Genomic DNA, 23,414 nt, shown 5'->3' with positions numbered 1-23,414 from the left:
CACGATGGAAGCCGGGATCGCTGGTCTCCTTCCCGACGGCGGCGTGGCCGCCCGGACGGCCCTCGCCGCTGGCCGCCCAGCGCTGGTCTGGCGCAAGCTGATTGCCGATACCGAGACGCCGGTCGGCGCCGCGCTGAAGCTGATGCAGCCCGGCCGGGGCGATTTCCTGCTCGAATCCGTCGAAGGCGGCGAAGTGCGCGGGCGCTACAGCCTCCTGGGCCTCGACCCCGATCTCGTCTTCCGCGCCGAGGGTGCGGCCGCCGAAATCAACCGCCACTGGCAGACCGACCGCGAGGCCTTCGCCCCGCATCCGGAGCCCGCGCTCGCCGCCCTACGCAACCTCGTCGGCGAATGCCGCATCGATGTGCCCGAAGGCCTGCCCAAGTCGCTCGCCTGCCTCGTCGGCTACTTCGGCTACGAGACCATCGGCCTCGTCGAAAAGCTTCCCCGCGCGCCCGCCAGCCCGCTGCAGCTGCCGGACATGCTGTTCGTGCGCCCCAGCGTGGTCCTCGTGTTCGACCGCCTCTCGGACGAACTGATCGCCGTCGCCCCGGTTTGGCCTGGCTCAGGCGCGCCGGAACGCCTCGTCGCGCAGGCCGCTGACCGCATCGACGCCGCGCTCGCCCGCCTCGCCGACCCGGTCCCCGCCGACCCGCGCCTCGACGCCGCCAAACCTGCCGAACGCACCGCGGTCATGTCCCCCGCCGACTACGAACGCATGGTGCTGCGCGCCAAGGACTACATCGAGGCGGGCGACATCTTCCAGGTCGTCCTCGCCCAGCGCTTTACGGTGCCCTTCCCGCTGCCGCCCGCCGCGCTTTACCGTTCGCTGCGCCGGATCAACCCCTCGCCGTTCCTCTATTTCCTCGATCTCCCCGGCTTCGCCCTCATCGGCTCGAGCCCCGAGATCCTCGTGCGCATCCGCGACGGCGAAGTGACCATCCGCCCCATCGCGGGCACGCGGCCCCGCGGCATGACCGAGGCCGAGGACCGCGCCAACGCGCAGAGCCTCCTCGCCGATCCCAAGGAACGCGCCGAGCATCTCATGCTGCTCGATCTCGGCCGCAACGATGTCGGCCGCGTCGCCGCCGCGGGCACCGTGAAGGTCACCGAGAGCTACACGATCGAGCGCTACAGCCACGTCATGCACATCGTCTCGAACGTGGTCGGCAAGCTCGACACGAGCCGCGCCGACAGCGTGGACGCGCTCTTCGCGGGCTTCCCCGCCGGTACCGTCAGCGGCGCCCCCAAGGTCCGCGCCTGCGAAGTGATCGCCGAACTCGAACCCGAAACCCGCGGTGCCTACGCCGGCGGCGTCGGCTATTTCGCCCCGGACGGCTCGGTCGACAGCTGCATCGTCCTGCGCACCGGCGTCCTCAAGGACGGCGTCCTCCACGTGCAGGCCGGCGCAGGCATCGTCGCCGACAGCAACCCCGAATACGAACAACGCGAATGCGAAGCCAAGTCCGGCGCGCTTTTCGCCGCCGCCCGCGAAGCACTGCGCGTCGCCTCCGAACCCCGCTTCGGCCAATAAGGCACCCCCTGTATGATCCTCGTTATCGACAACTACGACAGCTTCACCTGGAACCTCGTCCATTACCTCATGGAAATGGGCGCGAAAGTGGAGGTCGTGCGCAATGATGCGATGTCCGCGGGCCAAGCCATTTCCACCGGCGCGCAAGGGTTCCTGATCTCGCCCGGACCCTGCACGCCAAACGAAGCGGGCATCAGCCTCGATCTCGTCGGCGCGGCGGCGGATGCGGGCGTCCCGCTGCTCGGCGTGTGCCTTGGCCATCAGTCGATCGGCCAGTATTTCGGCGGCCAGGTCTTGCGCGGCGGGCTGATGCATGGCAAGACCTCGCCCGTCACCCACGATGGCAGCGGCCTGTTCGCGGGCCTCCCCTCGCCCTTCACCGCCACGCGCTACCACAGCCTCGTGGTAGAGAACGTGCCCGAAAGCCTCGTGATCAACGCAACGTCCGACGACGGCCACGCCATGGGCTTCCGCCACACTTCGCTCCCGATCCACGGCGTGCAGTTTCACCCCGAATCGATCGCGACCGAGCACGGCCACGCGCTTCTCGCCAATTTCCTCAAGATGTGCGGCATCACCGCGAAGATGCCCACGCACCTCGCGGCATGAAGGCGCTTCCCGAAGTCACCGCAGCTCCGCTCGAGGAAGCGGAAGCCGAAGCCGCGTTCGCCGCGATCCTCGATGGCACTGTGCCGGAAGAGAGCATCGCCCCCTTCCTCGTCGCGCTCGCCGAACGCGGCGAAACCGCCAGCGAGATCGCCGGCGCCGCGCGCGCCATGCGCGCCCGGATGATCCCTATCAGTGCCCCCGCCCATGCCATCGATGTCTGCGGCACCGGCGGCGACGGGCAACACAGCCTCAATGTCTCGACCGCCGTCAGCCTGGTCGTGGCGGCCTGCGGCGTCCCCGTCGCCAAGCACGGCAACCGCGCGGCCAGCAGCAAGGCGGGTGCAGCGGATACCCTCGAAGCCCTCGGCCTCAACCTCGACCGCGCCGCCGAAACCGCCGAACTCACCCTCGGCGATCTCGGCATCTGCTTCCTCTTCGCCCAGCGCCACCACCCCGCGCTGGCGCGCATCGCGCCGATCCGCAAGGCGCTGGGGCGGCGCACGATCTTCAATCTGCTCGGCCCTCTGTGCAACCCGGCTCGGGTTAAACGACAACTCGTGGGCGTGGCGAGTACCGAGATCGTTGAGCCATACGCCGATGCCCTCAAGGCACTAGGCAGCGAACGGTTCATGGTCGTCAACGGCAACATGAACAAATCGGCCCGCGCGCGTTGGGTCGGGATCGACGAGATCAGCATATCCGGCGGCACGGTGATTATCGAGTATCCGGCGAGCGGCGACCAGTCGCACAAGCCGGAAGGGTGGGAAAAGAACTACAGCTTCATCTGTCCGCAGCCCCCTGAGGTCGGACTGCCGTTCCACCGTGCTGCCGCGATCAGAGGTGGTGATGCGGCCTTCAATGCCGCCGCCCTGCGCGCCCTCCTCCAAGGCGAGCCCAGTGCTTATCGCGACGCCGTCCTCTTCAACGCCGCTGCCGCGCTGATGGTCGCGGGCGAAGCGGGCGATTGGCACGAAGGGGTAGAGGAAGCCGCCGAAGCCATCGACAAAGGGCTGGCCAACGCCCTCCTCAACTGCTGGATTGCCGCGATCAGGTAAGCAGGTTTCTCGCAGAGACGCAGAGGGAAAGAAGATCGCAAAGAGGTTTGGCTTGGCAGATCAACCACTGGATCTGACTGTCTCTTCCTGCGGCTTTGCCGCCTCGATCTTCTCTGCGCTCTTCCCTTCCTTCATTGCACCTCTGCGAGAAACCCCTCTTCCTTCTCCGTCAATGCCCCCCTACAGCGCGAAGACATGACCGACACGCTCACCACAATCTGCGACACCAAGCGCGAGGAAGTCGCCGCCCGCAAGGCCGCGTCCACGCTTGCCGATCTCGCCGCGCGCGCCAGTGAGCAGTCCGCGCCGCGCGGCTTCGAAGCCGCCTTGCGCGCCCGCGCGGCAACCGGGTTTGCCCTCATCGCCGAGATCAAGAAGGCCAGCCCCTCCAAGGGCCTGATCCGCGCCCACTTCGATCCCCCGGCCCACGCCCACGCCTACGAACAAGGCGGCGCCACTTGCCTCTCGATCCTCACCGACGCACCCTATTTCCAGGGCCACGAAGACTACCTCGTCGCCGCCCGCGCCGCCTGCACTCTGCCGGTGCTGCGCAAGGACTTCATGGTCGATCCCTGGCAGTGTGCGGAGGCGCGCGCCATCGGCGCCGACGCCATCCTCATCATCGTCGCGGCCTTGGATGACGGCCAGATGGCCGAGATCGAGGCCGCCGCGCGCGAGCACGGCATGGACGTCCTCGTCGAAGTCCACAACGAGGCCGAGATGGAGCGCGCCGCCAGCCTCCGCTCGCGCCTCATCGGCATCAACAACCGGGACCTCAAGCGCTTCGTTACCGATCTCGGCACCACCGCCCGCCTCGCCCCGCTAGCGCCCGAAGGCGCGTTCCTCGTGGCGGAAAGCGGCATCAATGGTCATGCCGACGTGCTCTCGCTTGCAGCGTCCGGCGCCAGGGCCTTCCTCGTCGGCGAAAGCCTGATGCGCCACGATGACGTCGCTGCCGCCACCCGCGCCCTGCTCGGTGCCTGAAGCACCGCTCAAGCTGTTCTTCGACGGCGGCTGCCGCCCCAATCCCGGCCCGATGGAAAGCGCCGTCGCCACGCGCGGGCAAGTCTGGCACCGCCGCGATATCGGTCACGGCACCAACGACGAGGCCGAATGGCAGGCCCTGCTTGGCGCGCTCGACGTGGCCAGCGAGCTCGGCGCACGAGACATCGTCCTGCTCGGCGATTCCGCACTGATCGTCGCGCAGGCGAGCGGCACCGCGAAACCCGGTCCCTTCGCCAGCTTCCACGCAAGCTATCTTGCCAAGGCCGCCGCCTTCACCCGCGTCCGCATCCGCCACATCAAGCGGGCGCAGAACCTCGCCGGGATCGCGCTTGCCAAAGGATGGCCGCGCTGAGGGCTATCAGCATTGCCATCTGTCCTACACCGCCGAGGTATGGCATCAACGCCGCATGAAACCGCGCTTTTCCTTCGTCTCCTCCCTGCCTGATCCCGCCAGAAAGCCAGGCCCGGAGTTTTCACTCAGGACTGTGTCAACCGTGTCAACTTGTGTCGCCTTTGCCCGATGAGCGAGCTCACCCACCTCGATTCGCAAGGCCGCGCGCGCATGGTCGATGTCGGCGGCAAACCGGAGACGCAGCGCGTCGCCGTGGCGCTCGGCCGCATCCGCATGAACGCCGCCACACTCGCCGCGCTGCGCGATGGCAAGACGCCCAAGGGCGATGTCCTTGCCGTCGCCCGCATTGCCGGGATCATGGCCGCGAAGCGCACCGGCGAGCTGATCCCGCTCTGCCACCCCCTCGCGCTCGATGCCGTCAGCGTCGAATTCGCGTTCGTTGAGGACGGTGTCGAGGCCCGCGCAACTGCCTCGCTCACCGGGCGCACCGGGGTCGAGATGGAAGCGCTCACCGCGGTCTCGGTCGCGCTGCTCACCATTTACGACATGGCCAAGGCGATCGACAAAGGCATGGTGCTGGAGGGCATCCGCCTGATCGAAAAGCGCGGCGGCAAATCGGGCGATTGGCGCGCACCTTGACCGAACAGACTCCTGCGCGCCCGAACCCGCCCCTCCCGCTTGAGGAAGCCCAGCGCCGCCTGATGGAGCTGGCGCCGGTCCTCCCCATCGAGCACCGTGCGACCGCCGATTGCCTCGGCTTCCACCTCGCCGAGCCGCTGACCGCACTGCGCACCCAGCCCGCCGCCGATGTCTCCGCGATGGACGGCTACGCCCTGCGCGCCGCCGACCTCCCCGGTCCGTGGCGCGTGATCGGCGAAAGCGCTGCCGGGCGCCCCTTCGCCGGGACGGTCGGCCCGGGCGAGGCCGCGCGCATCAGCACCGGCGCGCTTGTCCCCGCCGGCGCCGACATGGTCCTGATCCAGGAGGATGCAGCCCGCGAGGGCGAGGTGCTCACCCTCACCGGAACGCCGCCCGAGCCGCGCGCGCGCCACATCCGCCCCGCCGGCATGGACTTCCGCAGTGGCGATGTCCTCATGGCACCCGGGACGAAGATCGGCGCCGCGCAGATCGCCCTCGCCATCACGGCTGGCCACGCCCACCTCCCGGTCCGCCGCCCGCTCGAACTCGCGGTGATCGATGGCGGGGATGAACTGGCGGCGCCCGGCGCAGACCTTGCCCCGCACCAGCTTCCCGCCAGCAACAGCGCGATGCTGGCGGCACTCGCCACCCAGCCCGCCGTCCGCATCACCCGCATCGGCCCGGTCCCGGACAGGCTCGAAGCGCTGAAAGCCGCGTTCGAGGCCGCCGACGACGCGGACGTTATCGTCACCAGCGGCGGTGCATCGGTCGGGGACCACGATCTCGTCCGCCCGGCGCTTGCCGAACTCGGCGCGGACCTTGCGTTCTGGCGCGTCGCGATCAAGCCGGGCAAGCCGCTCCTTGTCGCGCGGCGGGGTGCGCAGGTGATCCTCGGCCTGCCCGGCAATCCCGCCGCTGCTTTCGTCACCGGATTCCTGTTCCTCCTGCCCCTGATCCGCGCCGCGCTCGGTGCCGGAAACCCGATGCCGCGCCCCATTCCGGCCCGGCTGCGCGAAGCGATGCCGGCAGGAGGCAGCCGCATGGAATTCCTGCGCGCGGTCTGGGATGGCGGCGAAGTCTCGCTCGACGGCTTGCAGGACAGCGGCGCGCTGTCCTCGCTTTCCCGCGCCAACGCCCTTGTAGTCCGCCCAGCGAACGAAGCCGAAACGCCCGCTGGTACGTTTGTTCCAGTATACCTGCTGTAAATGCACGGAATTGCTTGACGCGTGAATATTCGTTGCTTATTCGTTCCGCATTCGTTCACCATAGGAGTGCGCACGGATGCTCACGCGCAAGCAGCATGAACTGCTGACCTTCATTCAGACCCGCCTTGAGGATTCCGGCATTTCCCCCTCGTTCGAGGAAATGAAGGAAGCTCTCGACCTCAAGTCGAAGTCGGGGGTGCACCGGCTGATCTCGGCGCTGGAAGAGCGCGGCTTCATCCGCCGTTTGCCCAATCGCGCCCGCGCTCTGGAATTGATCCGTGACAGCGATGCCGGCGGCGCCAAGCCTGCCAGCCGCGCTGCTGCCAATGCGCCGAGTGCGCTTGCCCCGCTGCGCAATCCTGCTCCGGCACGCGAGCCTGCGAACGATGTGATCGAGATCCCGCTCCACGGCCGCATCGCCGCGGGTGTGCCGATCGAAGCACTTGAGGGCACCTCCACCCTACCAGTCCCCGCCGCGCTGCTCGGTTCGGGTGAGCACTACGCGCTCGAAGTCTCGGGCGACTCGATGGTCGAGGCCGGCATTCTCGATGGCGATTATGCCCTCGTGCGCCGCACCGACACGGCGCGGGATGGCGAGATCGTGGTGGCGCTGGTGCGCGGCGAGGAAGCGACGCTCAAGTATCTGCGGCGCGAGCGCGGCATGGTGCGGCTCGATCCGGCCAATGCGGCCTATGATCCGCAGTATTACCAGCCGCATGAAGTGCAGGTTCAGGGCAAGCTCGCAGGCCTGCTGCGCCGCTATCACTGACTGGGTGCGGGGTTCGGCGCTCCGGTAGCAGCTGGAGCCGGACCCTGCCGCCTCGCCCTTGGCTGCCACGGTGGTGGACGGCGGAACCAGCCATGTTCGCCTTGGGTTTCCGCCACGGTGCGGACCCGGCCCGAGACGAGATCGATTGCCAGTCCGCCCGTCTGGCCGAGCATGGCCCGGTCCGCCTTGAGCAACCGGGGCTTGCAAGCGGAGGGCAGCCGCCGATCTGCCACGACGATATCGGCCCGCGCGCAGGCGGCCGCGAGAACCGGGATCGCCACGAGGTCCTTCCCCCGCGCCATCAGGAGATCGAACCTTCGCCCGCCCCGCACCAGCGACATCGCGCAGAAATCGGGATTGCAATGGGCGCCCTTCCAGTCCTCCAGCGCCACGGCATCGCCTGTCATCCCCGCATTTTCCAGCAACGCGGCGCGCGTATAGCTCTCTTCCCGTACCGCCCGCAGCACCAGCAGATCCGGCCCCTCGCCAGTGATCCCGACGTGGTGGCCATCACCTGAAACGAGGACGTCGGGCGTGCGCGTCAGCAGCAGAGCGGCCATGCCCAATCCGATCGGCACTAGGCCCCACAGCCGCACGCGCCCGCTCCACATGGCCAACCACAACAGCCCGGCCATGAATAGTGCGAAGGTACCGCCCGTCATCCCGGGCATCATCGTCACCGCGCCCGGCTGACCCGCCACCAGATGGGCGAGCCAAAGCAGCAGTTCGAGCGACTTGCCCACCGCCCACCACGCCGGCGCGCCGAGGCCGAACAGATCGAGCGCCAGCGCAAGTGCGATCAGCGGCATCGTCAGCACTGTGGTCAGCGGGATGGCGACCACGTTGGCCGCTGCGCCGTAGATGCCAGCGCGGTGGAAATGGAACAGACTGATCGGCATGAGCGAAAGCTCGATCACAACGCCGGTCATGAGCAGCATCGCCAGATGACGGCCGAACCGCGTCATGCGCCCTTCGTGGCTGTGTGAAAGAAACGCCTTCGCAGGCGTGGACGTACTGAACGCGACGATGGCAATGACTGAGGCAAAGCTCATCTGGAAGCTCGGCCCCAGCACGGCTTCGGGCCAGAGCAGCATGACGATCAGCGCCGCCGTCGCCAGCAGCCGCAGCGAGAGCGGATCGCGGCCCAGCGCCAGCGCCGCGAGCACCAGCAGCGAGCCCGCGACCGAGCGGACGGTCGGCACTTCGGCGCCGGTGAGCAGGGTGTAGAATAGCCCCACCCCCGCTCCGACCCCTGCGGCCAGCAAAGGCAGACGCACGCGCAGTGCGATGAACGGAAATAGAGCGAGCACCCTAATCGTCAGGAAATAGGCACCCGCAATCACAGCACTGACATGCAGGCCACTGATCGAAAGCAAGTGCGTCAGGCCCGCATCGCGCATCGCATCCTCGTCGCCCTGTGCGATGGCGCCGCGGTCGCCGCTGGCAAAGGCGGCGGCAATCGTGCCGGGAGAGCCGGAGAGCTGCCCGCGGACATGGTCGGCCAGTTCCTGCTGCCATTGCCGGAGTGACCAACCCTCGTTCGCCGGCCTGACGACCATCACGGGACCCACCACGTTCCCCGTGGCGGCGAGCCCCTGAAACCATGCCGCGCGGGCAAAATCGTAGGAGCCCGGCAGCATTGGCGGCGCCGGCGGCATGAGCCGGGCGCGCAGGCGGACCTCGGCGCCTTCGACAAGCCCGGGCTGGTCGTTCTCGTCCGGCAGGTTGAGCCGCAGCTGAAGCGGCTCGGCGTGGCCCTCGATTTCCGCGCGGATGAGCAGCCTCACCCGATCACGCGCACCTTCGACTTGCCGGTCGATAATCCGGCCCTGGATCATGGCGACTTCAGGCCGCGCAATGCCCGGCTCGCCCACCAGCTCGGACTTCACCCAGATCGTGGTGCAGCCTGCCGCGAGCATCAGCGCCATGCCGATCAGCGCGGCGCGCAAGTGTCCCATATCGCCCTCGGCGTCGATGAGCAGGCTGCCCATCGCCGCCGCACCGCACAATGCGAGGAAGCCCGCCCATTGCCACGGCCCCGGCAGCACCGCCCAGCAAGCGATTCCAATGCCGAAGCCCACCGCAAGCCACGGGCCGCGCTCGAAAGGGCGGGCAGCCAGGAACGCTTCCATGGTGCGGTGCATGCTGGACAAGGCGGCGAGTTTGTCCCAGAGGCGTGTCCGCAGCGTCGCGGGTTCGCCAAGAGGTTGGGCCAAAGTCGGCGGCATGGCCGGATTAGGAAGGATTGCGCCCATAATGGCAAGCGCCAGTGACACCGTTTCTGCAGGATCGGGCGCGGGGACTGCCGCTGTTCGCAAGGGTGTGGTGACGCGTTTCGCGCCTTCCCCCACCGGATACCTGCATATCGGCGGCGCGCGCACCGCGCTGTTCAACTGGCTGTTCGCCCGCCACCACGGCGGCACCTACCTGCTGCGTATCGAGGATACCGACCGCGCGCGGTCTACCGAGCCGGCCATCGAGGCCATTTTCGACGGGCTCAACTGGCTGGGCCTCGGCGGTGACGAGGAACCGGTGTTCCAGTTCGCGCGGTCTGACCGGCATGCGGAAATCGCGCACAAGCTGATGGAGGCCGGGCACGCCTATCGCTGCTATTTGACGCAGGAAGAACTCGCCGCACGCCGCGCCGCGGCGCAGGCCGAACGCCGCCCGTTCCGCATCGAAAGCGAATGGCGCGATGCCGATCCGTCGACATGGCCCGAAGGCCAGCCGTGGGTCGTGCGCATCAAGGCGCCGCGTGACGGCGCGACCACGATCGACGACCTCGTGCAAGGCCCGATCACCGTCCAGAACGTCGAGATCGACGACTACGTCATCCTGCGCTCGGACGGCACACCTACCTACATGCTTGCGGTTGTGGTCGACGATCACGACATGGGGGTGACCCACGTGATCCGCGGCGATGACCATATCAACAACGCCTTCCGCCAGCTGGTGGTGATCCGCGCGATGCAGGCGGTCGAAGGCTCGGGCTGGGAAGACCCGGCCTATGCCCATATCCCGCTGATCCACGGCGCGGACGGGGCGAAGCTTTCCAAGCGCCACGGTGCGCTTGGCGTCGATGCCTATCGCGACGAACTAGGGCTGCTGCCCGAAGCGGTGTTCAACTACCTGCTCCGGCTCGGCTGGGGCCACGGTGATGCCGAGATCATCAGCCGCGAGCAGGCGGTCGAGTGGTTCGAGATCGGCGATGTCGGCAAGGGCGCTGCACGCTTCGATCTCAAGAAACTGCAGAATTTCAACGGGCACTATATCCGCGAAGCCGATGACGCGCGGCTGGCGGGGCTTGTCGCGCAGCGGCTGGGCGGGCTGGACGAAGCTGGCCTTGCGCTGCTCACCACCGCTATGCCGGTGCTGAAAGTGCGCGCGGCGGACCTCATGGAACTGGCCGCCGGCGCGCGGTTCCTGTTTGCGCAGCGGCCACTGGAGCTCGACGAAAAGGCAGCGGGCCTGCTGACGGACGATGCGCGTGCACTGCTTGGCGCGATGGCTGAGTGGCTTGTCGCCGAGGAATGGACAGCCGCTGCGCTGGAAGCTTCCCTCAAGGCGATGGCGGAAGAACGCGGGCTCGGGCTGGGCAAGCTGGCGCAGCCGCTGCGCGCCGCGCTGACCGGCACGACTACCTCGCCGGGCATTTTCGACGTACTGGTACTTCTGGGACGAGACGAGTCGCTCGCCCGGGTCAAAGACCAGGCTGCGCAGACCACGTGATGTAACTTTCCGGGCCCCGGCCCGAACCCAACCAGGCCGGCACAGCGCCGCCGAAGTATGAGCAGAACAGGAGGGTAGATCGTGAGCGACAACCAGGCGACCCTGAGTGATGGCGACAAGACCGTCACGATGCCGATCAAGAGCGGCACGATCGGCCCCGACGTGGTCGATATCCGCAAACTCTATGCCGAAACCGGCAAGTTCACCTATGATCCGGGCTTTACCAGCACGGCAAGCTGCGACAGCGCGCTGACCTACATCGATGGTGATGAAGGCGTGCTGCTGCACCGCGGCTATCCGATCGGCCAGCTGGCCGAACACTCCAGCTTCATGGAAGTGAGCTACCTGCTGCTCAACGGCGAACTGCCTTCGGCGGACGAGCTGGCACAGTTCACCCGCACGATCACCCGCCATACGATGGTCCACGAGCAGCTCTCGGTGTTCTACCGCGGCTTCCGCCGTGACGCGCATCCGATGGCGATCATGTGCGGTGTCGTCGGCGCGCTCTCGGCGTTCTATCATGACTCGACCGACATCTCGGATCCGGAACAGCGCAAGATTTCGGCGCACCGCCTGATCGCCAAGATGCCGACGATCGCGGCGATGGCCTACAAGTATTCGGTCGGCCAGCCCTTCGTCTATCCGCGCAACGACCTCTCCTACACCGGCAACTTCCTGCGCATGACCTTCGCGGTCCCGGCGGAGGAATACGAGGTGAACCCGATCGTCGAGCGCGCGCTCGATCGCATTTTCATCCTCCACGCCGACCACGAGCAGAACGCCTCGACTTCGACGGTGCGTCTGGCGGGTTCGTCGGGCGCCAACCCGTTCGCCTGCATCGCGGCGGGCATCGCCTGTCTGTGGGGCCCGGCGCATGGCGGCGCGAATGAAGCCGCGCTCAACATGCTCAAGGAAATCGGCACGCCCGACCGCATCCCGCACTACATCGCGCGCGCCAAGGACAAGAACGATCCGTTCCGCCTGATGGGCTTCGGTCACCGCGTCTACAAGAACTACGACCCGCGCGCGACGGTGATGCAGCAGACGGTGCGCGAGGTGTTTGCCTCCTTGAAGGTCACCGACCCGCTGTTCGAGACGGCGCTGCAGCTGGAAGAGATCGCGCTGAACGATCCCTACTTCATCGAGAAGAAGCTGTTCCCGAACGTGGACTTCTATTCGGGCATCATCCTTTCGGCGATCGGCTTCCCGACCGCGATGTTCACCGCGCTCTTCGCGCTCGCCCGCACGGTCGGCTGGGTTGCGCAGTGGAACGAAATGATCAGCGATCCCGGCCAGAAGATCGGCCGTCCGCGCCAGCTCTACACCGGCCCGGCGCAGCGCGACTACGTGCCCGTAGACAAGCGCTGAGGCGCGAGCAGACAACCTGAGGAGAGTGACATGACCCTGATCCTGCGTATCCTGGGCGTGCTCGCTCTCCTCATGGGCCTGTTGTGGATGGGCCAGGGCGCCGGCCTGATCATGTGGCCGGCATCCAGCTTCATGCTGGAGCAGAAGATCTGGATTCTGTGGGGCGGCGTGCTGGCTCTGGTCGGCGCCGGGCTGCTGTTTCTGGCGCAGCGCCGAGGCTGAGCGTCAGGCCGCCCGGTCGGGCGGCAGGGTCAGTTCAAAGCGCGCGCCTTCGCCCGCAGCGCTGGTGACGACGAGATCCCCGCCCATCGCCCGCGCGAGGTGGCGCGAGATATAGAGGCCAAGGCCTGTCCCGCCATCACCGCTGCGGCCCAGCCGCTCGAACTTCTCGAACACGCGAACCGCTTGCTCGGCATCGAGGCCCTGGCCCTCGTCCTGCACTGCGATCCATGCACAGCGCGCGTCCTCGCCGGTCTCGAGCGTTACGCGCGTACCCTCCGGGCTGTAGCGGATCGCATTGGTGACGAGATTGAGCAGCACTTGCAATACGCGGCGGAATTCGCCGATTGCGGGTACGCACGCAGCGGCATCCGGCGTTACCAGCGTGATCCCGCGCTCCTGCGCGCGGACCGAAAGGATGCCGGCAGCGCGGCGGGCGCAATCGGCCAGATCGATGTGGTCGGGCGCCGGAGAGAAACCGGGAGCCTCGACCGCTTCGAGATCGGCAAGGTCCTCGATCAGGCTCATCAGGTGGCGTCCAGCATCGGCGATATCGCGCGCATAGCTGGCATATTCCTCTGCCAGCGGTCCGGCGAGGCGCGTGCGGATCGTCTCGGCATTGGCGATGATCCGCGTGATCGGCTGGCGCAGGGTGGGGGCGAGATCTCGGCCCAGCAGGCGGTTCCATCCGGGCTGCGCGTTCGCCGCATCCGCCTTTTCGTCGCTGGCTGCGGAGCTGGAGGGCAAAGTCTCGATCACATCGGGGATCGCAAGCAGCGAGAAACCGCCCTGCCCGCGCGGGATGATCCGAGCGCGCCAGCCACGCTTCGAGCCCTCGACCGTGAACGGCGCATCATCGAGCAAGCGCCAATGGAGCGGACCCTGCCGCGCCGTCATCAGATCGCTCACCCGGTCGATGGTCACGAAATCGGTCCAGAAGCGCCCCCGACCAGCCTCGAGCGCTGCGGCCAGTCCGGAGAGATCGGCCGCGCGGACATCGGCGACGATCACGCGTTGCTCCTCGTCCAGCAGGATCTCAGCTTCAGCGACATGATGCAGCAGCGCTTCGGGCACGGGCAAGTCGGTCGCGGTTTCCTCTCCGCGCTGCCAATGCGTGAGCTCGATTGCTGTGCCCTCGCCATGCGGCGTGACCGAAGCGAGCGCGGTGACGAAGTGCCCTTCATCAACCGAGAGGATCATGCGCGAGGCAGCCTGGCCGGTCCGGCGGACGCGGCGGACCAGCGCCAGCAGGGCCGGGACCGCGATCAGGCCGGGGATCGCGCTGCCGCAGCGCAGTTGCAGACCAGCGAGCGGTTCGTCAGCCGCGATGAGCCGGTCTCCGCCGTCGGTGCGGGCACGGATCAGGCCGCCGCCGGGCGTACTCGGCGCCGCGCCCCGTTCGCGCAGCGCGCTCATGCGCCGGCCTGCGCGAGCAGCGCGGCGGCCTTGGCGGGCGTGATGTCCGCAAAGCCCTGCGGCAAGTTGGCTTCGGGATGGAACGCCAGCGCCGCTTGTGTGACCGCGGCAGGTACCAGTCCGCAAGCCCGCAGCGCGAGCACAAAGCGCGGCAGCTGGCCTTCGACCGTCGCCATTATCGCCGCCTCGCGGCTGAGCCCGGAGCCGCGCGCGAGCGCGGTGAGAAACAGCGCGACTCCAGCCTTGTCCACCTCAAGCGCGGCGGCTGCCTTTTCCCCCATGGCATCGAGCACGCGGCCCATCTGCGCGAGGCGCGAACGTGTCTCGTCGATCCGCGCGCGGACGCCGCGTTCGGCAATGAGCGCATAAGCTTCGGCGGAGCCATCGAGGCCGACATGAGCGCGCAAGGTCACGAGCGCAATGTGCACGAGATCGCCCGGCAATTCACCCAGCGGCAGCTGCATGCGCCGCTGGCTCTGGCAGAAGCGCGCTTGAGCGGCGAGCAAGTTCATCGCGCCGGCAGACGCCTGCGCATCGGGATCGGCCATGCGCGACTGCAGGAGCGGCGGGAGCACCGGATCGACCCCGCGACTGCGCTCCAGTCTGACAGTCCATTGCCATTCGAGCGCGAGCGTGTGGAAATGCTCGAGGAAGGCCGGATTTTCCGCCAGGACATGGGCGAGTTCCTCCGCCGCCTCGTGCGCCCATCCCTCCGGTTCGGCATGGCCAGCCGCCTCGGCCAGCGCGATCACCAGCTGCCGCGCGACATCGACGAACATGCCGCGCACGCGCGCGACGATCTCGTCGCTGAAGAGGGAGTTGTTGTCGCTGCGCAGAAGATGGCGCAGGATCGGCACGACATGGGCCACCGCACCGCGCGCGGCAGCCACGTCGTCCGCCAGCGGCGAAGACATCGCGCTTGCCGGAGCGCCGGAAGATGCGGGGAAGGCCATCCTCACCAACTTAGGCCCGGGCTGGTTAATTCGGGGTTAGGCGGTTGGCCGTCATGCGGGCCGCCCTCCGCTCGGCAGGGTGCTGCCCGGCCCCTCGCCGCGCCCCGCAAGGAGCAGTCCGGCGACCATCAGCGTCACCACCAGCAGCCGCAGCACGAAATCGAATGGCAACAGAATGCTCGCCAGCGCCAGCATTGCCCCGACGACGAAGCGATCGTTGAGCCACCAGATCCAGGCTTCATCGGGCTGCAGGCGCTGGAGCAGGCGCAGCAGGAGGATCAGCACGACCGGTGGAAACCAGGCGATGCCCCAGGGAACCCCGACAACCGCAGGAATCTCGGTCCGCCACGCACAGAGTGTGATCAACAACCCGTCGAGCACCCAGTCGGCGAGCTGGTCGAGCGGCGCGCCGCTGGACGATCCGATCAGCGAATCCCGCTCGACCCGCGCGAGCAACCCGGCCACCTGCTGCACCATCCACGCCAGCGCCAGCATAGCAAAGCCCGGGCCGCACCAGCCGAACCACCCCGCGCCGGTGCCCAGCAGCGCGGTGATGACCGCGCCAAGCGCGATGACATAGGGCCGCGTCCCCGCATGGAGCAGCGCCGGTCCAAGCGAGCGCACCACTCCGGCGGCCAGCCACGATCCCGGCGAACGGACTTGTGCACTTGCCGTGTGCAGCCGCACCCAGCCCGGCTCTGCCCGATGCGCCTCGCCCTCGTCGCGGATCAGGCGCCAGCGGCCCTGATCGAGCAGCATTGCGGGCAATTCGCGCTGAACAATCCGCGCTTGCGAAGCGATCCGCAGCAGAGCCGAGCCCGGGTTCCAGTCCCCGGGCAGATCGCCCAGCGCTGCGATCAATTTGCCGGGCAGCAGCATCGCGCCCGCGCCGGCACTATTGATATCGATGCGCTCGAAACCGAGCGGCAGGCCGGTCTCGACAGGAAGCGTGAGCACCACCGGTCCATCACCGAGCAACCGGAGCGCGTCTTCCGGCATGGCAAGCAGGCCTTCGCCCAGTACCAGCAGTTCATCCTCGGCAGCGACCAGCGGTGCAAGCGCCCGCGCAGACGCGATCACGTGAAACCGCGCCCCGCCTGCCTCTGCCGCATGTTGGAGCATCACGAGATCATTGGTCAGCGTTTCCGCCAGGACCACCACCCGCGCGCAGCCAAGCGCCATGGCAAGGCCGAGTTGATGGCGCAGGATCGAGCGGCCACCAATCGGCAGCAGGCCGCGAAGGGCCTGTGGCTCGCCCTGAAAGGCGTCCATCAACGACAGCAATGCGACCCGCAAGGCGGCGACCTCCCTTTCCCCTATGCTAGGGCGGCAAGACCGCGATGCCAAGGGTGTGGCCCAAGTGCGGCGGCGAATCAGTCGGTTGGTTCTATGGAATCAAGCGCCGCCGCGATGTTTCGCAGCACAGCAGGCTCTCCTGGTGCGCCCTGCAGCGCTTCGTCGGCGAGCGCGATCAGTTCCTCGGCATGAAATGTCGCGGCGAGGCTTTTCAAGCGCAGCGCTGCCATTTCCCAGTTCCCGTCGCAGCGCGCGCGGCCCAGCAGATCAAGCTGCCGGCGCGCAGCTTCGACAAACGCGGCCCGCAGCTCGCGGAACAGCTCCGCATCGTCGCCGGTTGCCGCAGCCAGATGGGCATCGATCGCATCGCCAAGGTAAGCCATGGCCACAGGATTATCGTCATTCAGTTAACCCACGCTTTAAGCGGCGGTCACAAGTGTGTTAAAGCCTTAGACATGGCCGGGGGAAGAAAGATCATCGCCATCGAAGGCGGCACGGATGACGATGCTACGCAGGCGGCCGCCGTGCGGCTGGGCAAGCGCCTTGCCGGCGAAGCGCTGGTGGAAGACGCTGATGGCGGCGCGGCGTTGATGGCTGCGAGCGAAGACACGGCGGACGGCGGCTGGCCGGTCGCGCCGACCCCGGAAGACAGCATGGCAGTTTGGGACGACGACGAAGGCGAAGCGGTCAAGCTCGAACGCGAGTGGCTCGGTCTTGCCGTAAGCGGTGCGCTGATTGCAGCGTGGACCGGCGCTTTCATCACAGGCAATCTCGCCATGTTCCGACAGGCGCAGCCGCTGGGCGTGTGGACCGGACTGCTTTCCGCCTGGTCGACCCCGGTGCTGGTGGTGCTTGTGGCGCTGCTCCTTGTGCGGCGCGGCAGTCGGCGCGAGGCCGGGCGCTTTGGCGATGCCGCACAGCTGCTCCGCATCGAATCGCAGCAGCTTGAGCGGCGGCTCGCGGCGGTGAACACCGAACTCTCGCTCGCGCGCGATTTTCTGGCAGCGCAAGGCCGCGATCTCGAATCGCTGGGGCGCATCGCGGTGGAGCGGATCAGCGGCAACGCGGCGCAATTGCAGGCGCTGATCGCGGGCAACGGCGCGCAGGTCGAGCAGATCGCCACAGTTTCCGACCATGCGCTTGAAAACATGGAAAAACTGCGCGGCCAGCTGCCGGTGATCGCCAATTCCGCAAAGGACGTCACGAACACCATCGCCAACGCCGGGCGCACCGCCCATGCCCAGCTGGAAGACCTTGTTGCCGGGTTCCTGCGGCTGAACGAGTTCGGTCAGGCCAGCGAGCGGCAGGTCGACCTTGTGCGCGAACGCGTAGACGCCGCGCTGGCCGCCTTCGAGGAGAGTGCGGCACGCATCACCGCGCATAGCGAGGCTCGCCTTGCCGCGCTGGAGGAAGGTGCGCAGGCCCACCGCCAAAAGCTCGATGCCGAGGAAGTCGCTGCCCTCGCCGCCATCCGCGCTCGCGCCGAGACGCTGAACGAGGAACTCGCCAGCCAGCGCGAGGCGATCATTCGCAGCGAAGAGGATACGCTTGCGGCCCTGGGCGCGCGCTTTGCCGCGATGCGTGCGGAGAGCGGCGCGTTCAGCCGATCGCTGAGCAGCGCGGAAGACACCGCACTGCGCCAGTTTGCCGAACGTTCGGAGACCCAGCTGGTCGCGCTGCGCCATGCGGTGGAAACGATCGGCAGCGACCACGAGGCACTGATCTCCGCTTCGCGCGACCGGCTCGCCGCGTTCGAGGCCAATGCCGCCGAACTTGCCCGCCGCCTTGCCGAGGACGCGAGCCTGCTCGACGAACAGCTGGCCGCCCGCCGTGCCAATCTCGAGGTCGCTTCCGCCGAACAGCGCGCCGCGCTGACGCAGAGCCTTGCCGATCTGGACAGCGCGATCCGCGAACGTCGTGCTGCCATGGCTGCCGCCGGGGCCGAAGCCGCCGAGGCGCTGGCCCGCAAGCTTGCCGATCTCGACACCGCCGTCGAAGCGCAGCGCCAGCGCCAGCTGGAGGAAGCCCGAGCTCTCGGCCAGCAGTGCGATGCGATTGCCGCCAAGGTTGCGGCCTTCAGCGCGACGCTCAAGACATCGGGCGAGGCGGGCGACACGAGCGCGGCGACCATCGACCGCGCCCTCACCACGCTCACCCAGCACCTCGTGGACATGCGGGAAGCGCTGACCGGCACGGACGGGCAGATCGGCGCCCTGACCGATTCGGCCGTGCGTCTGCTGGAGCTCATTCAGGCAGGCGGCAACCATGCCGGAACCGTGCTGCCCGCCGCGCTGGGCAGCGCCGAAGCCGGCCTCGCCGCGTTCGAAGACCGGGTCGGGCAGATGCACGCCGCACTCGGTGAAGCAGGCGAATCGAGCCACGCGCTGGCGCAGGACGTGGAAAGCACGCGTAGCGGCCTCAAGGCAGCCATGGCCGATACCGCGCGCATGCAGAAGACGCTTACTGCCCAGGCCACCGAACAGGAAGCAAGGCTCGGCGAACTGCGCGCCCTCCTCGCCGCCGCGCGCGAGGACAGCGACGCCCTCTCACGCGATATCGAAGGCCAGCTTTCGGGCGCCATTGTCCGCGTGTTACAAGGCCGCGGCGCCGAACTCGTCGCCCGGCTCGAGGAAGCGATCGACAGCGCTGCCGCCGCCAGCCGCGAGACCGCGATCCAGATGCGCGACCAACTTGCGAAGGTGGACGAACTTGCCGGCAACCTCGAAAACCGTGTCGCCCGCGCCCGCGAGCGAGCGGAGGAGCAAGTCGACAACGACTTTGCGCGTCGCACCGCGCTGATCACCGAAAGCCTGAATTCCGCGGCCATCGACATCGCCAAGGTGCTCTCGGCGGACGTTTCCGAAACCGCCTGGGCTTCGTACTTGCGCGGTGACCGCGGCATCTTCACCCGCCGCGCGGTCAGCCTGCTCGAAACCGGCGAAGCCCGCGCGGTGCAGCAGCACTACGAGAGCGACGGCGAATTCCGCGGCCACGTGAACCGCTATATTCACGATTTCGAAGCGATGCTGCGCCAGCTGCTCTCGACGCGAGACGGTCACGCACTGGGCGTGACGCTGCTGTCGTCCGACATGGGCAAGCTCTACGTCGCCCTCGCGCAAGGGATCGAGCGGCTGCGGACGTGAGCCCTGCCCCGCAGGCATCGTCCCGGTCCGTCGTCGGAAGGTTGCTCGCAGTCGCTGCCACTGTCATGCAGGCCTCGGCCGTCTGTGCTGCGCCAGACGAGGCGCCTGCCGCCCGTAGCCAAATGATCCCTCCCGCACCGGATACGCGTCCTCTCGACGAGCGGTCCTTCTGGGCCTTGGTCGATCAATCCGCCAAGTTTGCAGGCAAACCGGATCTGCAGCTCCAATCGCTGCACACCAGCCTGAGCCGGCTTCCGCCAGACCGGATCGTCGAGTTTGAAAGAGTCTTCGATCAGGTCATGCGCCGTTCCTACGCGTGGGACCTGTGGGGTGCTGCCGATCTCGCCAATGGCGGCGCTTCCGATGATGGCTTCGAATACTTTCGCTGCTGGTTGATTGCGCGGGGTTACCAGACGTTCGAGAGGGTATTGGCCGATCCTGACGCACTCGCGGATGTGCTCGCCCGAGGTTCCCCGGACATTCTCGAGTTCGAGGACTTCGCCTATGTTGCCCGCAAGACGTGGGCGGCGAAGACGGGCCGCGATTGGAACGAAATGCCGTTCGCGGCCAACATGATGTATGCCGAAAGCCCCAAGGGCGTAAGGTTCAGCGATGATCCGGCAGAGCTGGCCAAGCGGTACCCGAAGCTCTGGGCAAGGTTCGGACAGTGAACTTGCGTATGGCGCCCTAAAGCCGCTTCCACATCAGCGCTTCGTCGGTATAGACATTGCCGCGCCGCACGGATTCCGGCTCGATCGCGTAGAGCACGTAGCCGTGGCGTTCATAGAGTGCTTTCGCCCGCGCATTGTCGGCCATCAGGGTCAGCTGGAGCTGGCGCAGGCCTAGGCTGCGGGCTGCCTCCTCCAGCGTATTGAGAATGCGCGAGGCAGCGCCGGTGCCGCGTGCGGCGGGCACGGCGTACATGCCCCAGACGAGGCCTTTGTGATCGAGCTTCACGCCGGCAAGACGGCTGAGCCCGCCTACGGCGAGCCACGCGCCGTTCTGCACCACGGCATAGACATGGTCGCGCGCCAGACGCTCCCGCCACCAAGGCGCGCCGAGGGCGGCATCGTCTGCACTCGCGCCGCGAAAGCTCATGTGATCGCCGTCCAGCGCTTCGCGGCGCAAAACGAGGAAGCGCTCGGTATCGTCGGGGCCCAGTCTGATGATGTCCATGGCCCGCGCGTAGACAGCGCTCGCGGCGCAATTGTGGCAACTTCCGTCAGTGGAAATCGCGCGACTTGGGGATCACCCGCACGTTGCGTGGATGGCTGCGCGCGGGCGGCCCCATCCGGCCGACGACAGGTCGGTTGACCTCGTCGGCACGTGCCATCGCAGGCTGGAGCGCATCGTCTGACAGACGCGCGAGGCCTTCGCTGGCGTCGGTCAGGTGCTGGGCGATCACGTGGATAACCTCGTCATCGTATTCCACGCGGCCCCGCACTTCCATCAGCCGCGCCCCCATCACCACGCTGCGCTGCTTTTCCTTGAGATCGGGCCAGATCACGAGGTTGATCACCCCGGTCTCGTCCTCCAGCGTGATGAAGCACACGCCCTTGGCGCTGCCCGGCTGCTGGCGCACCAGCACGACGCCGGCCACGCGCACCATCGAGCGCACCTTGCGCATCCGCAGGTCTGCCGCGCGCACGAAGCCGCGTTCGGCGAGCTCGGCGCGCAGGAAGGCCATCGGGTGCGCCTTCAGCGAGAGCCGCAGCGTCTGGTAGTCGGCAACGACTTCCTCGGAGAGCGGCATCATGGGCAGACGGGTTCGCACGCGTTCCTCGCCCTGATCGCGCGCATCGGCGGCGGCGAACAGCGGCAGCGGCGGTGCGGCGACCAGGCTGCGCGCATCCCACAGCGCCTGCCGCCGCGAGAGGCCGAGCGAGCCCAGCGCATCGGCCGCCGCGAGCCGCTCGATCATCGCGGGCGAAAGCCCCGCGCGCGCCTTGAGCGCTCCGGCATCGGCAAATCTCCCGCCCGCCTCGCGCGCCGAAACGAGCGCGGCGGCGACATGTTCAGGGAGGCCATCGATCTGGCGCAGGCCAAGCCGGAGCGCCGCGCCGTCCTCCTCCAGCGTGCAGTCCCACATCGAATGGTTCACATCGGCCGGGAGCACGATGACGCCATGCTCCACTGCATCGCGCACGATCTGCGCCGGCGCGTAGAAGCCCATCGGCTGCGAATTGAGCAGGCCGCAGGCGAATGCTGCCGGGTAGTGGCACTTGATCCATGACGAGACGTAGACGAGATGGGCGAAGCTGGCGGCATGGCTTTCGGGAAAGCCGTATTCACCGAAGCCCCGGATCTGGTTGAAGCAGCGCTGCGCGAAGTCGCGGTCATAGCCGCGCGCGGTCATGCGCTCTACCATCATGTCCTGCAGTTCCTCGACCATCCCGCGCCGCCGGAAGGTCGCCATGGCCTTGCGCAAGCGGTTGGCCTCGGCGCCCGAAAACTTCGCCGCATCGAGCGCGATCTTCATCGCCTGTTCCTGGAAGATCGGCACGCCCAAGGTGCGCCCGAGGATCGAGGTCAGTTCGTCCGGCGGGCCAAACGCGGGGCCGGGCGCGGGAATGCTGACCGCCTCCTCCCCCCGCCGCCGCCGGAGGTAGGGGTGGACCATGTCGCCCTGGATCGGTCCGGGGCGCACGATGGCGACCTGGATCACGAGATCGTAGAACTCGCGCGGGCGCAGGCGCGGCAGCATGTTCATCTGCGCGCGGCTTTCCACCTGGAACACCCCCAGCGAATCGCCCTTGCACAGCATGGCGTAGACCGCCGGATCCTCGCGCGGGACCGTGGCAAGCGTGAGGGTGCGGCCATGATGCTCGCCCAGCAGATCGAGGCATTTCCTGATGCAGGTGAGCATCCCGAGCGCCAGCACATCGACCTTGAGGATGCCGAGCGCGTCGATATCGTCCTTGTCCCACTCGATGAAGCTGCGGTCCGCCATGGCGCCATTGCCGATCGGCACCGTCTCGGTCAGCGGGCCCTGCGTGAGGATGAAGCCGCCGACATGCTGCGAGAGATGGCGCGGCATGCCAATCATCTGCTCGGTTAATTTGAGAACCCGCTTGAGGTGTGGATCGGACAGATCGAGCCCAGCCTGCGCGACATTCTTCTCCGCCACCTCGCTGCCCCACCCGCCCCACACGGTGCGCGCGAGCGCAGCGGTGACGTCTTCGGTGAGGCCCATCGCCTTGCCCACCTCGCGGATCGCCATGCGCGGGCGGTAATGGATCACAGTCGCGCAGAGCCCGGCGCGCTGGCGGCCATAGCGGCGGTAGATGTACTGGATCACTTCCTCGCGCCGCTCGTGCTCGAAATCGACGTCGATATCGGGCGGTTCCTTGCGCTCTTCCGAGATGAAACGATCGAACAGCAGGGCGTGGCGCGCCGGGTCCACCGCCGTGATGCCGAGGCAGTAGCAGACCGCCGAATTGGCCGCCGAGCCGCGCCCCTGGCACAGGATCGGTGGATCCTGATTGCGCGCAAAATCAACGATATCCTTGATGGTCAGAAAGTAGGTTGCGAGGTTCAGCTTGCCGATCAGCGCCAGTTCGCGTTGCAGCGTGGTGCGCACGCTTTCGGGTACGCCGGAGGGGTAGCGGCCATCTGCCCCCACCCAGGTCCGCTCCTCCAGCCATTCCTGCGGGGTGCGGCCTTCGGGGCAGATTTCCTCGGGATATTCATAGCGCAGTTCGTCGAGGCTGAAGGTGCAGGCGTCGGCGAGGTCGCGGGCAGCCGTGATGGCGCGAGGCCAGCGCTCGAACAGGCGGAGCATCTCGTCGGGCGACTTCAGGTGCCGCTCGGCATTGGGATGCAACAGGTGCCCCGCGCGCGCGACGTTGGTCTTGTGCCGGATCGCGGTCATGACGTCCTGCAGGGGGCGGCGCGCGGCCTCATGGTAATGTACGTCGTTGGTCGCGAGCAGGTTGAGGCCATGCTCGCGGGCCATGGCATCGAGCGCGTTGATCCGGGCGATGTCGTCCCCGCTGTAGAGGTAGCTCGCGGCCATGTGGCGCAGGCTCGGCAGGCTGTGGACAAGTCTGGGCACAAGCGCAGGAAAAGGCAGGGAAAGCCTGTGCGAACTTCCCCCCTCCCGCTTGCGGGAGGGGTCGGGGG

The 23,414-nt window shown here is 67.5% G+C and carries 20 protein-coding genes; 13 read left to right on the top strand and 7 right to left on the bottom strand.

Annotated features, from left to right (window positions below):
* Window positions 1-4: 4 nt before the first annotated feature.
* The 8 genes from IP83_RS03970 (at window position 5) to lexA (ending at window position 7,168) form a co-directional block, all read left to right on the top strand.
* A complete protein-coding gene (locus IP83_RS03970) occupies window positions 5-1,534 on the top strand; it encodes an anthranilate synthase component I family protein (protein WP_054120918.1) in 1,530 nt (509 codons plus the stop codon).
* A 12-nt stretch (window positions 1,535-1,546) separates the two neighbouring features.
* Window positions 1,547-2,143 (top strand): aminodeoxychorismate/anthranilate synthase component II, encoded by a 597-nt coding sequence (locus IP83_RS03965; protein ID WP_054120917.1) that lies wholly within the window; start codon window positions 1,547-1,549, stop codon window positions 2,141-2,143.
* Entirely contained in the window at window positions 2,140-3,198 is a 1,059-nt protein-coding gene (gene trpD / locus IP83_RS03960; RefSeq protein WP_054120916.1) for an anthranilate phosphoribosyltransferase, read from the top strand. The genes IP83_RS03965 and trpD overlap by 4 nt, the downstream gene beginning before the upstream one ends.
* 195 nt (window positions 3,199-3,393) lie before the next feature.
* Window positions 3,394-4,182, top strand: coding sequence for an indole-3-glycerol phosphate synthase TrpC (trpC, locus tag IP83_RS03955; protein ID WP_054120915.1), 789 nt, complete (start codon window positions 3,394-3,396; stop codon window positions 4,180-4,182).
* Window positions 4,175-4,555 carry a reverse transcriptase-like protein gene (locus tag IP83_RS03950; protein ID WP_231624893.1) on the top strand — a complete coding sequence of 127 codons (381 nt, stop codon included), beginning with the start codon at window positions 4,175-4,177 and terminating at the stop codon, window positions 4,553-4,555. The genes trpC and IP83_RS03950 overlap by 8 nt, the downstream gene beginning before the upstream one ends.
* Window positions 4,556-4,723: 168 nt before the next feature.
* Window positions 4,724-5,194 (top strand): cyclic pyranopterin monophosphate synthase MoaC, encoded by a 471-nt coding sequence (gene moaC / locus IP83_RS03945; RefSeq protein WP_054120913.1) that lies wholly within the window; start codon window positions 4,724-4,726, stop codon window positions 5,192-5,194.
* Complete coding sequence (locus IP83_RS03940) at window positions 5,191-6,399, top strand: molybdopterin molybdotransferase MoeA (RefSeq protein ID WP_231624892.1); 1,209 nt, start codon at window positions 5,191-5,193, stop codon at window positions 6,397-6,399. Before moaC ends, IP83_RS03940 begins: the two co-directional genes overlap by 4 nt.
* Window positions 6,400-6,475: 76 nt before the next feature.
* The gene (gene lexA / locus IP83_RS03935; protein WP_054120912.1) at window positions 6,476-7,168 is read left to right on the top strand and encodes a transcriptional repressor LexA; all 693 of its coding nucleotides are present in this window, start codon (window positions 6,476-6,478) and stop codon (window positions 7,166-7,168) included.
* Here lexA and IP83_RS03930 read toward each other — a convergent pair.
* Window positions 7,162-9,396, bottom strand: a complete 2,235-nt coding sequence (locus IP83_RS03930) for a ComEC/Rec2 family competence protein (protein ID WP_054120911.1) — start codon at window positions 9,394-9,396, stop codon at window positions 7,162-7,164. The genes lexA and IP83_RS03930 overlap by 7 nt on opposite strands.
* 28 nt (window positions 9,397-9,424) lie before the next feature.
* Here IP83_RS03930 and gltX point away from each other — a divergent pair, with 28 nt between their 5' ends.
* The 3 genes from gltX (at window position 9,425) to IP83_RS03915 (ending at window position 12,487) form a co-directional block, all read left to right on the top strand.
* Window positions 9,425-10,897 carry a glutamate--tRNA ligase gene (gene gltX, locus IP83_RS03925; RefSeq protein ID WP_054120910.1) on the top strand — a complete coding sequence of 491 codons (1,473 nt, stop codon included), beginning with the start codon at window positions 9,425-9,427 and terminating at the stop codon, window positions 10,895-10,897.
* Window positions 10,898-10,978: 81 nt separating this feature from the next.
* Window positions 10,979-12,265, top strand: coding sequence for a citrate synthase (locus tag IP83_RS03920; protein WP_054120909.1), 1,287 nt, complete (start codon window positions 10,979-10,981; stop codon window positions 12,263-12,265).
* Window positions 12,266-12,295: 30 nt separating this feature from the next.
* Complete coding sequence (locus IP83_RS03915; RefSeq protein WP_054120908.1) at window positions 12,296-12,487, top strand: hypothetical protein; 192 nt, start codon at window positions 12,296-12,298, stop codon at window positions 12,485-12,487.
* A gap of 3 nt (window positions 12,488-12,490) precedes the next feature.
* On the opposite strand, the gene IP83_RS03910 is transcribed toward IP83_RS03915, so the two are convergent.
* The 4 genes from IP83_RS03910 to IP83_RS03895 all read right to left on the bottom strand — a co-directional run bounded on the left by IP83_RS03910 (window position 12,491) and on the right by IP83_RS03895 (window position 16,532).
* Window positions 12,491-13,900 carry a HAMP domain-containing sensor histidine kinase gene (locus tag IP83_RS03910; RefSeq protein ID WP_082364466.1) on the bottom strand — a complete coding sequence of 470 codons (1,410 nt, stop codon included), beginning with the start codon at window positions 13,898-13,900 and terminating at the stop codon, window positions 12,491-12,493.
* Window positions 13,897-14,814, bottom strand: coding sequence for a hypothetical protein (locus IP83_RS03905; RefSeq protein WP_054120907.1), 918 nt, complete (start codon window positions 14,812-14,814; stop codon window positions 13,897-13,899). The genes IP83_RS03910 and IP83_RS03905 overlap by 4 nt, the downstream gene beginning before the upstream one ends.
* Before the next feature lie 90 nt (window positions 14,815-14,904).
* Window positions 14,905-16,125: a hypothetical protein gene (locus tag IP83_RS03900; RefSeq protein ID WP_054120906.1), complete on the bottom strand. Its 1,221-nt coding sequence runs from the start codon at window positions 16,123-16,125 to the stop codon at window positions 14,905-14,907.
* Window positions 16,126-16,226: 101 nt separating this feature from the next.
* Window positions 16,227-16,532: a hypothetical protein gene (locus tag IP83_RS03895; protein WP_054120905.1), complete on the bottom strand. Its 306-nt coding sequence runs from the start codon at window positions 16,530-16,532 to the stop codon at window positions 16,227-16,229.
* 72 nt (window positions 16,533-16,604) lie between these two features.
* On the opposite strand from IP83_RS03895, the gene IP83_RS03890 reads away from it, so the two are divergent.
* Together IP83_RS03890 and IP83_RS03885 are read left to right on the top strand one after the other, a co-directional pair.
* A complete protein-coding gene (locus IP83_RS03890; RefSeq protein WP_054120904.1) occupies window positions 16,605-19,292 on the top strand; it encodes a hypothetical protein in 2,688 nt (895 codons plus the stop codon).
* A gap of 122 nt (window positions 19,293-19,414) precedes the next feature.
* Window positions 19,415-19,963: a DUF4240 domain-containing protein gene (locus IP83_RS03885; RefSeq protein ID WP_054120903.1), complete on the top strand. Its 549-nt coding sequence runs from the start codon at window positions 19,415-19,417 to the stop codon at window positions 19,961-19,963.
* A gap of 16 nt (window positions 19,964-19,979) precedes the next feature.
* Here IP83_RS03885 and IP83_RS03880 read toward each other — a convergent pair whose 3' ends face one another.
* Both IP83_RS03880 and IP83_RS03875 read right to left on the bottom strand, forming a co-directional pair.
* A complete protein-coding gene (locus IP83_RS03880) occupies window positions 19,980-20,468 on the bottom strand; it encodes a GNAT family N-acetyltransferase (RefSeq protein WP_054120902.1) in 489 nt (162 codons plus the stop codon).
* Between the two features lie 46 nt (window positions 20,469-20,514).
* Window positions 20,515-23,346, bottom strand: coding sequence for an error-prone DNA polymerase (locus tag IP83_RS03875; RefSeq protein ID WP_369816991.1), 2,832 nt, complete (start codon window positions 23,344-23,346; stop codon window positions 20,515-20,517).
* Window positions 23,347-23,414: the final 68 nt, after the last annotated feature.

The sequence above is a fragment of the Novosphingobium sp. AAP93 genome, from assembly GCF_001296055.1.
Lineage (GTDB): Bacteria > Pseudomonadota > Alphaproteobacteria > Sphingomonadales > Sphingomonadaceae > Novosphingobium.
Note: the sequence above shows the minus strand (reverse complement) of the source record. Positions and strands in the feature narration are given on the sequence as shown.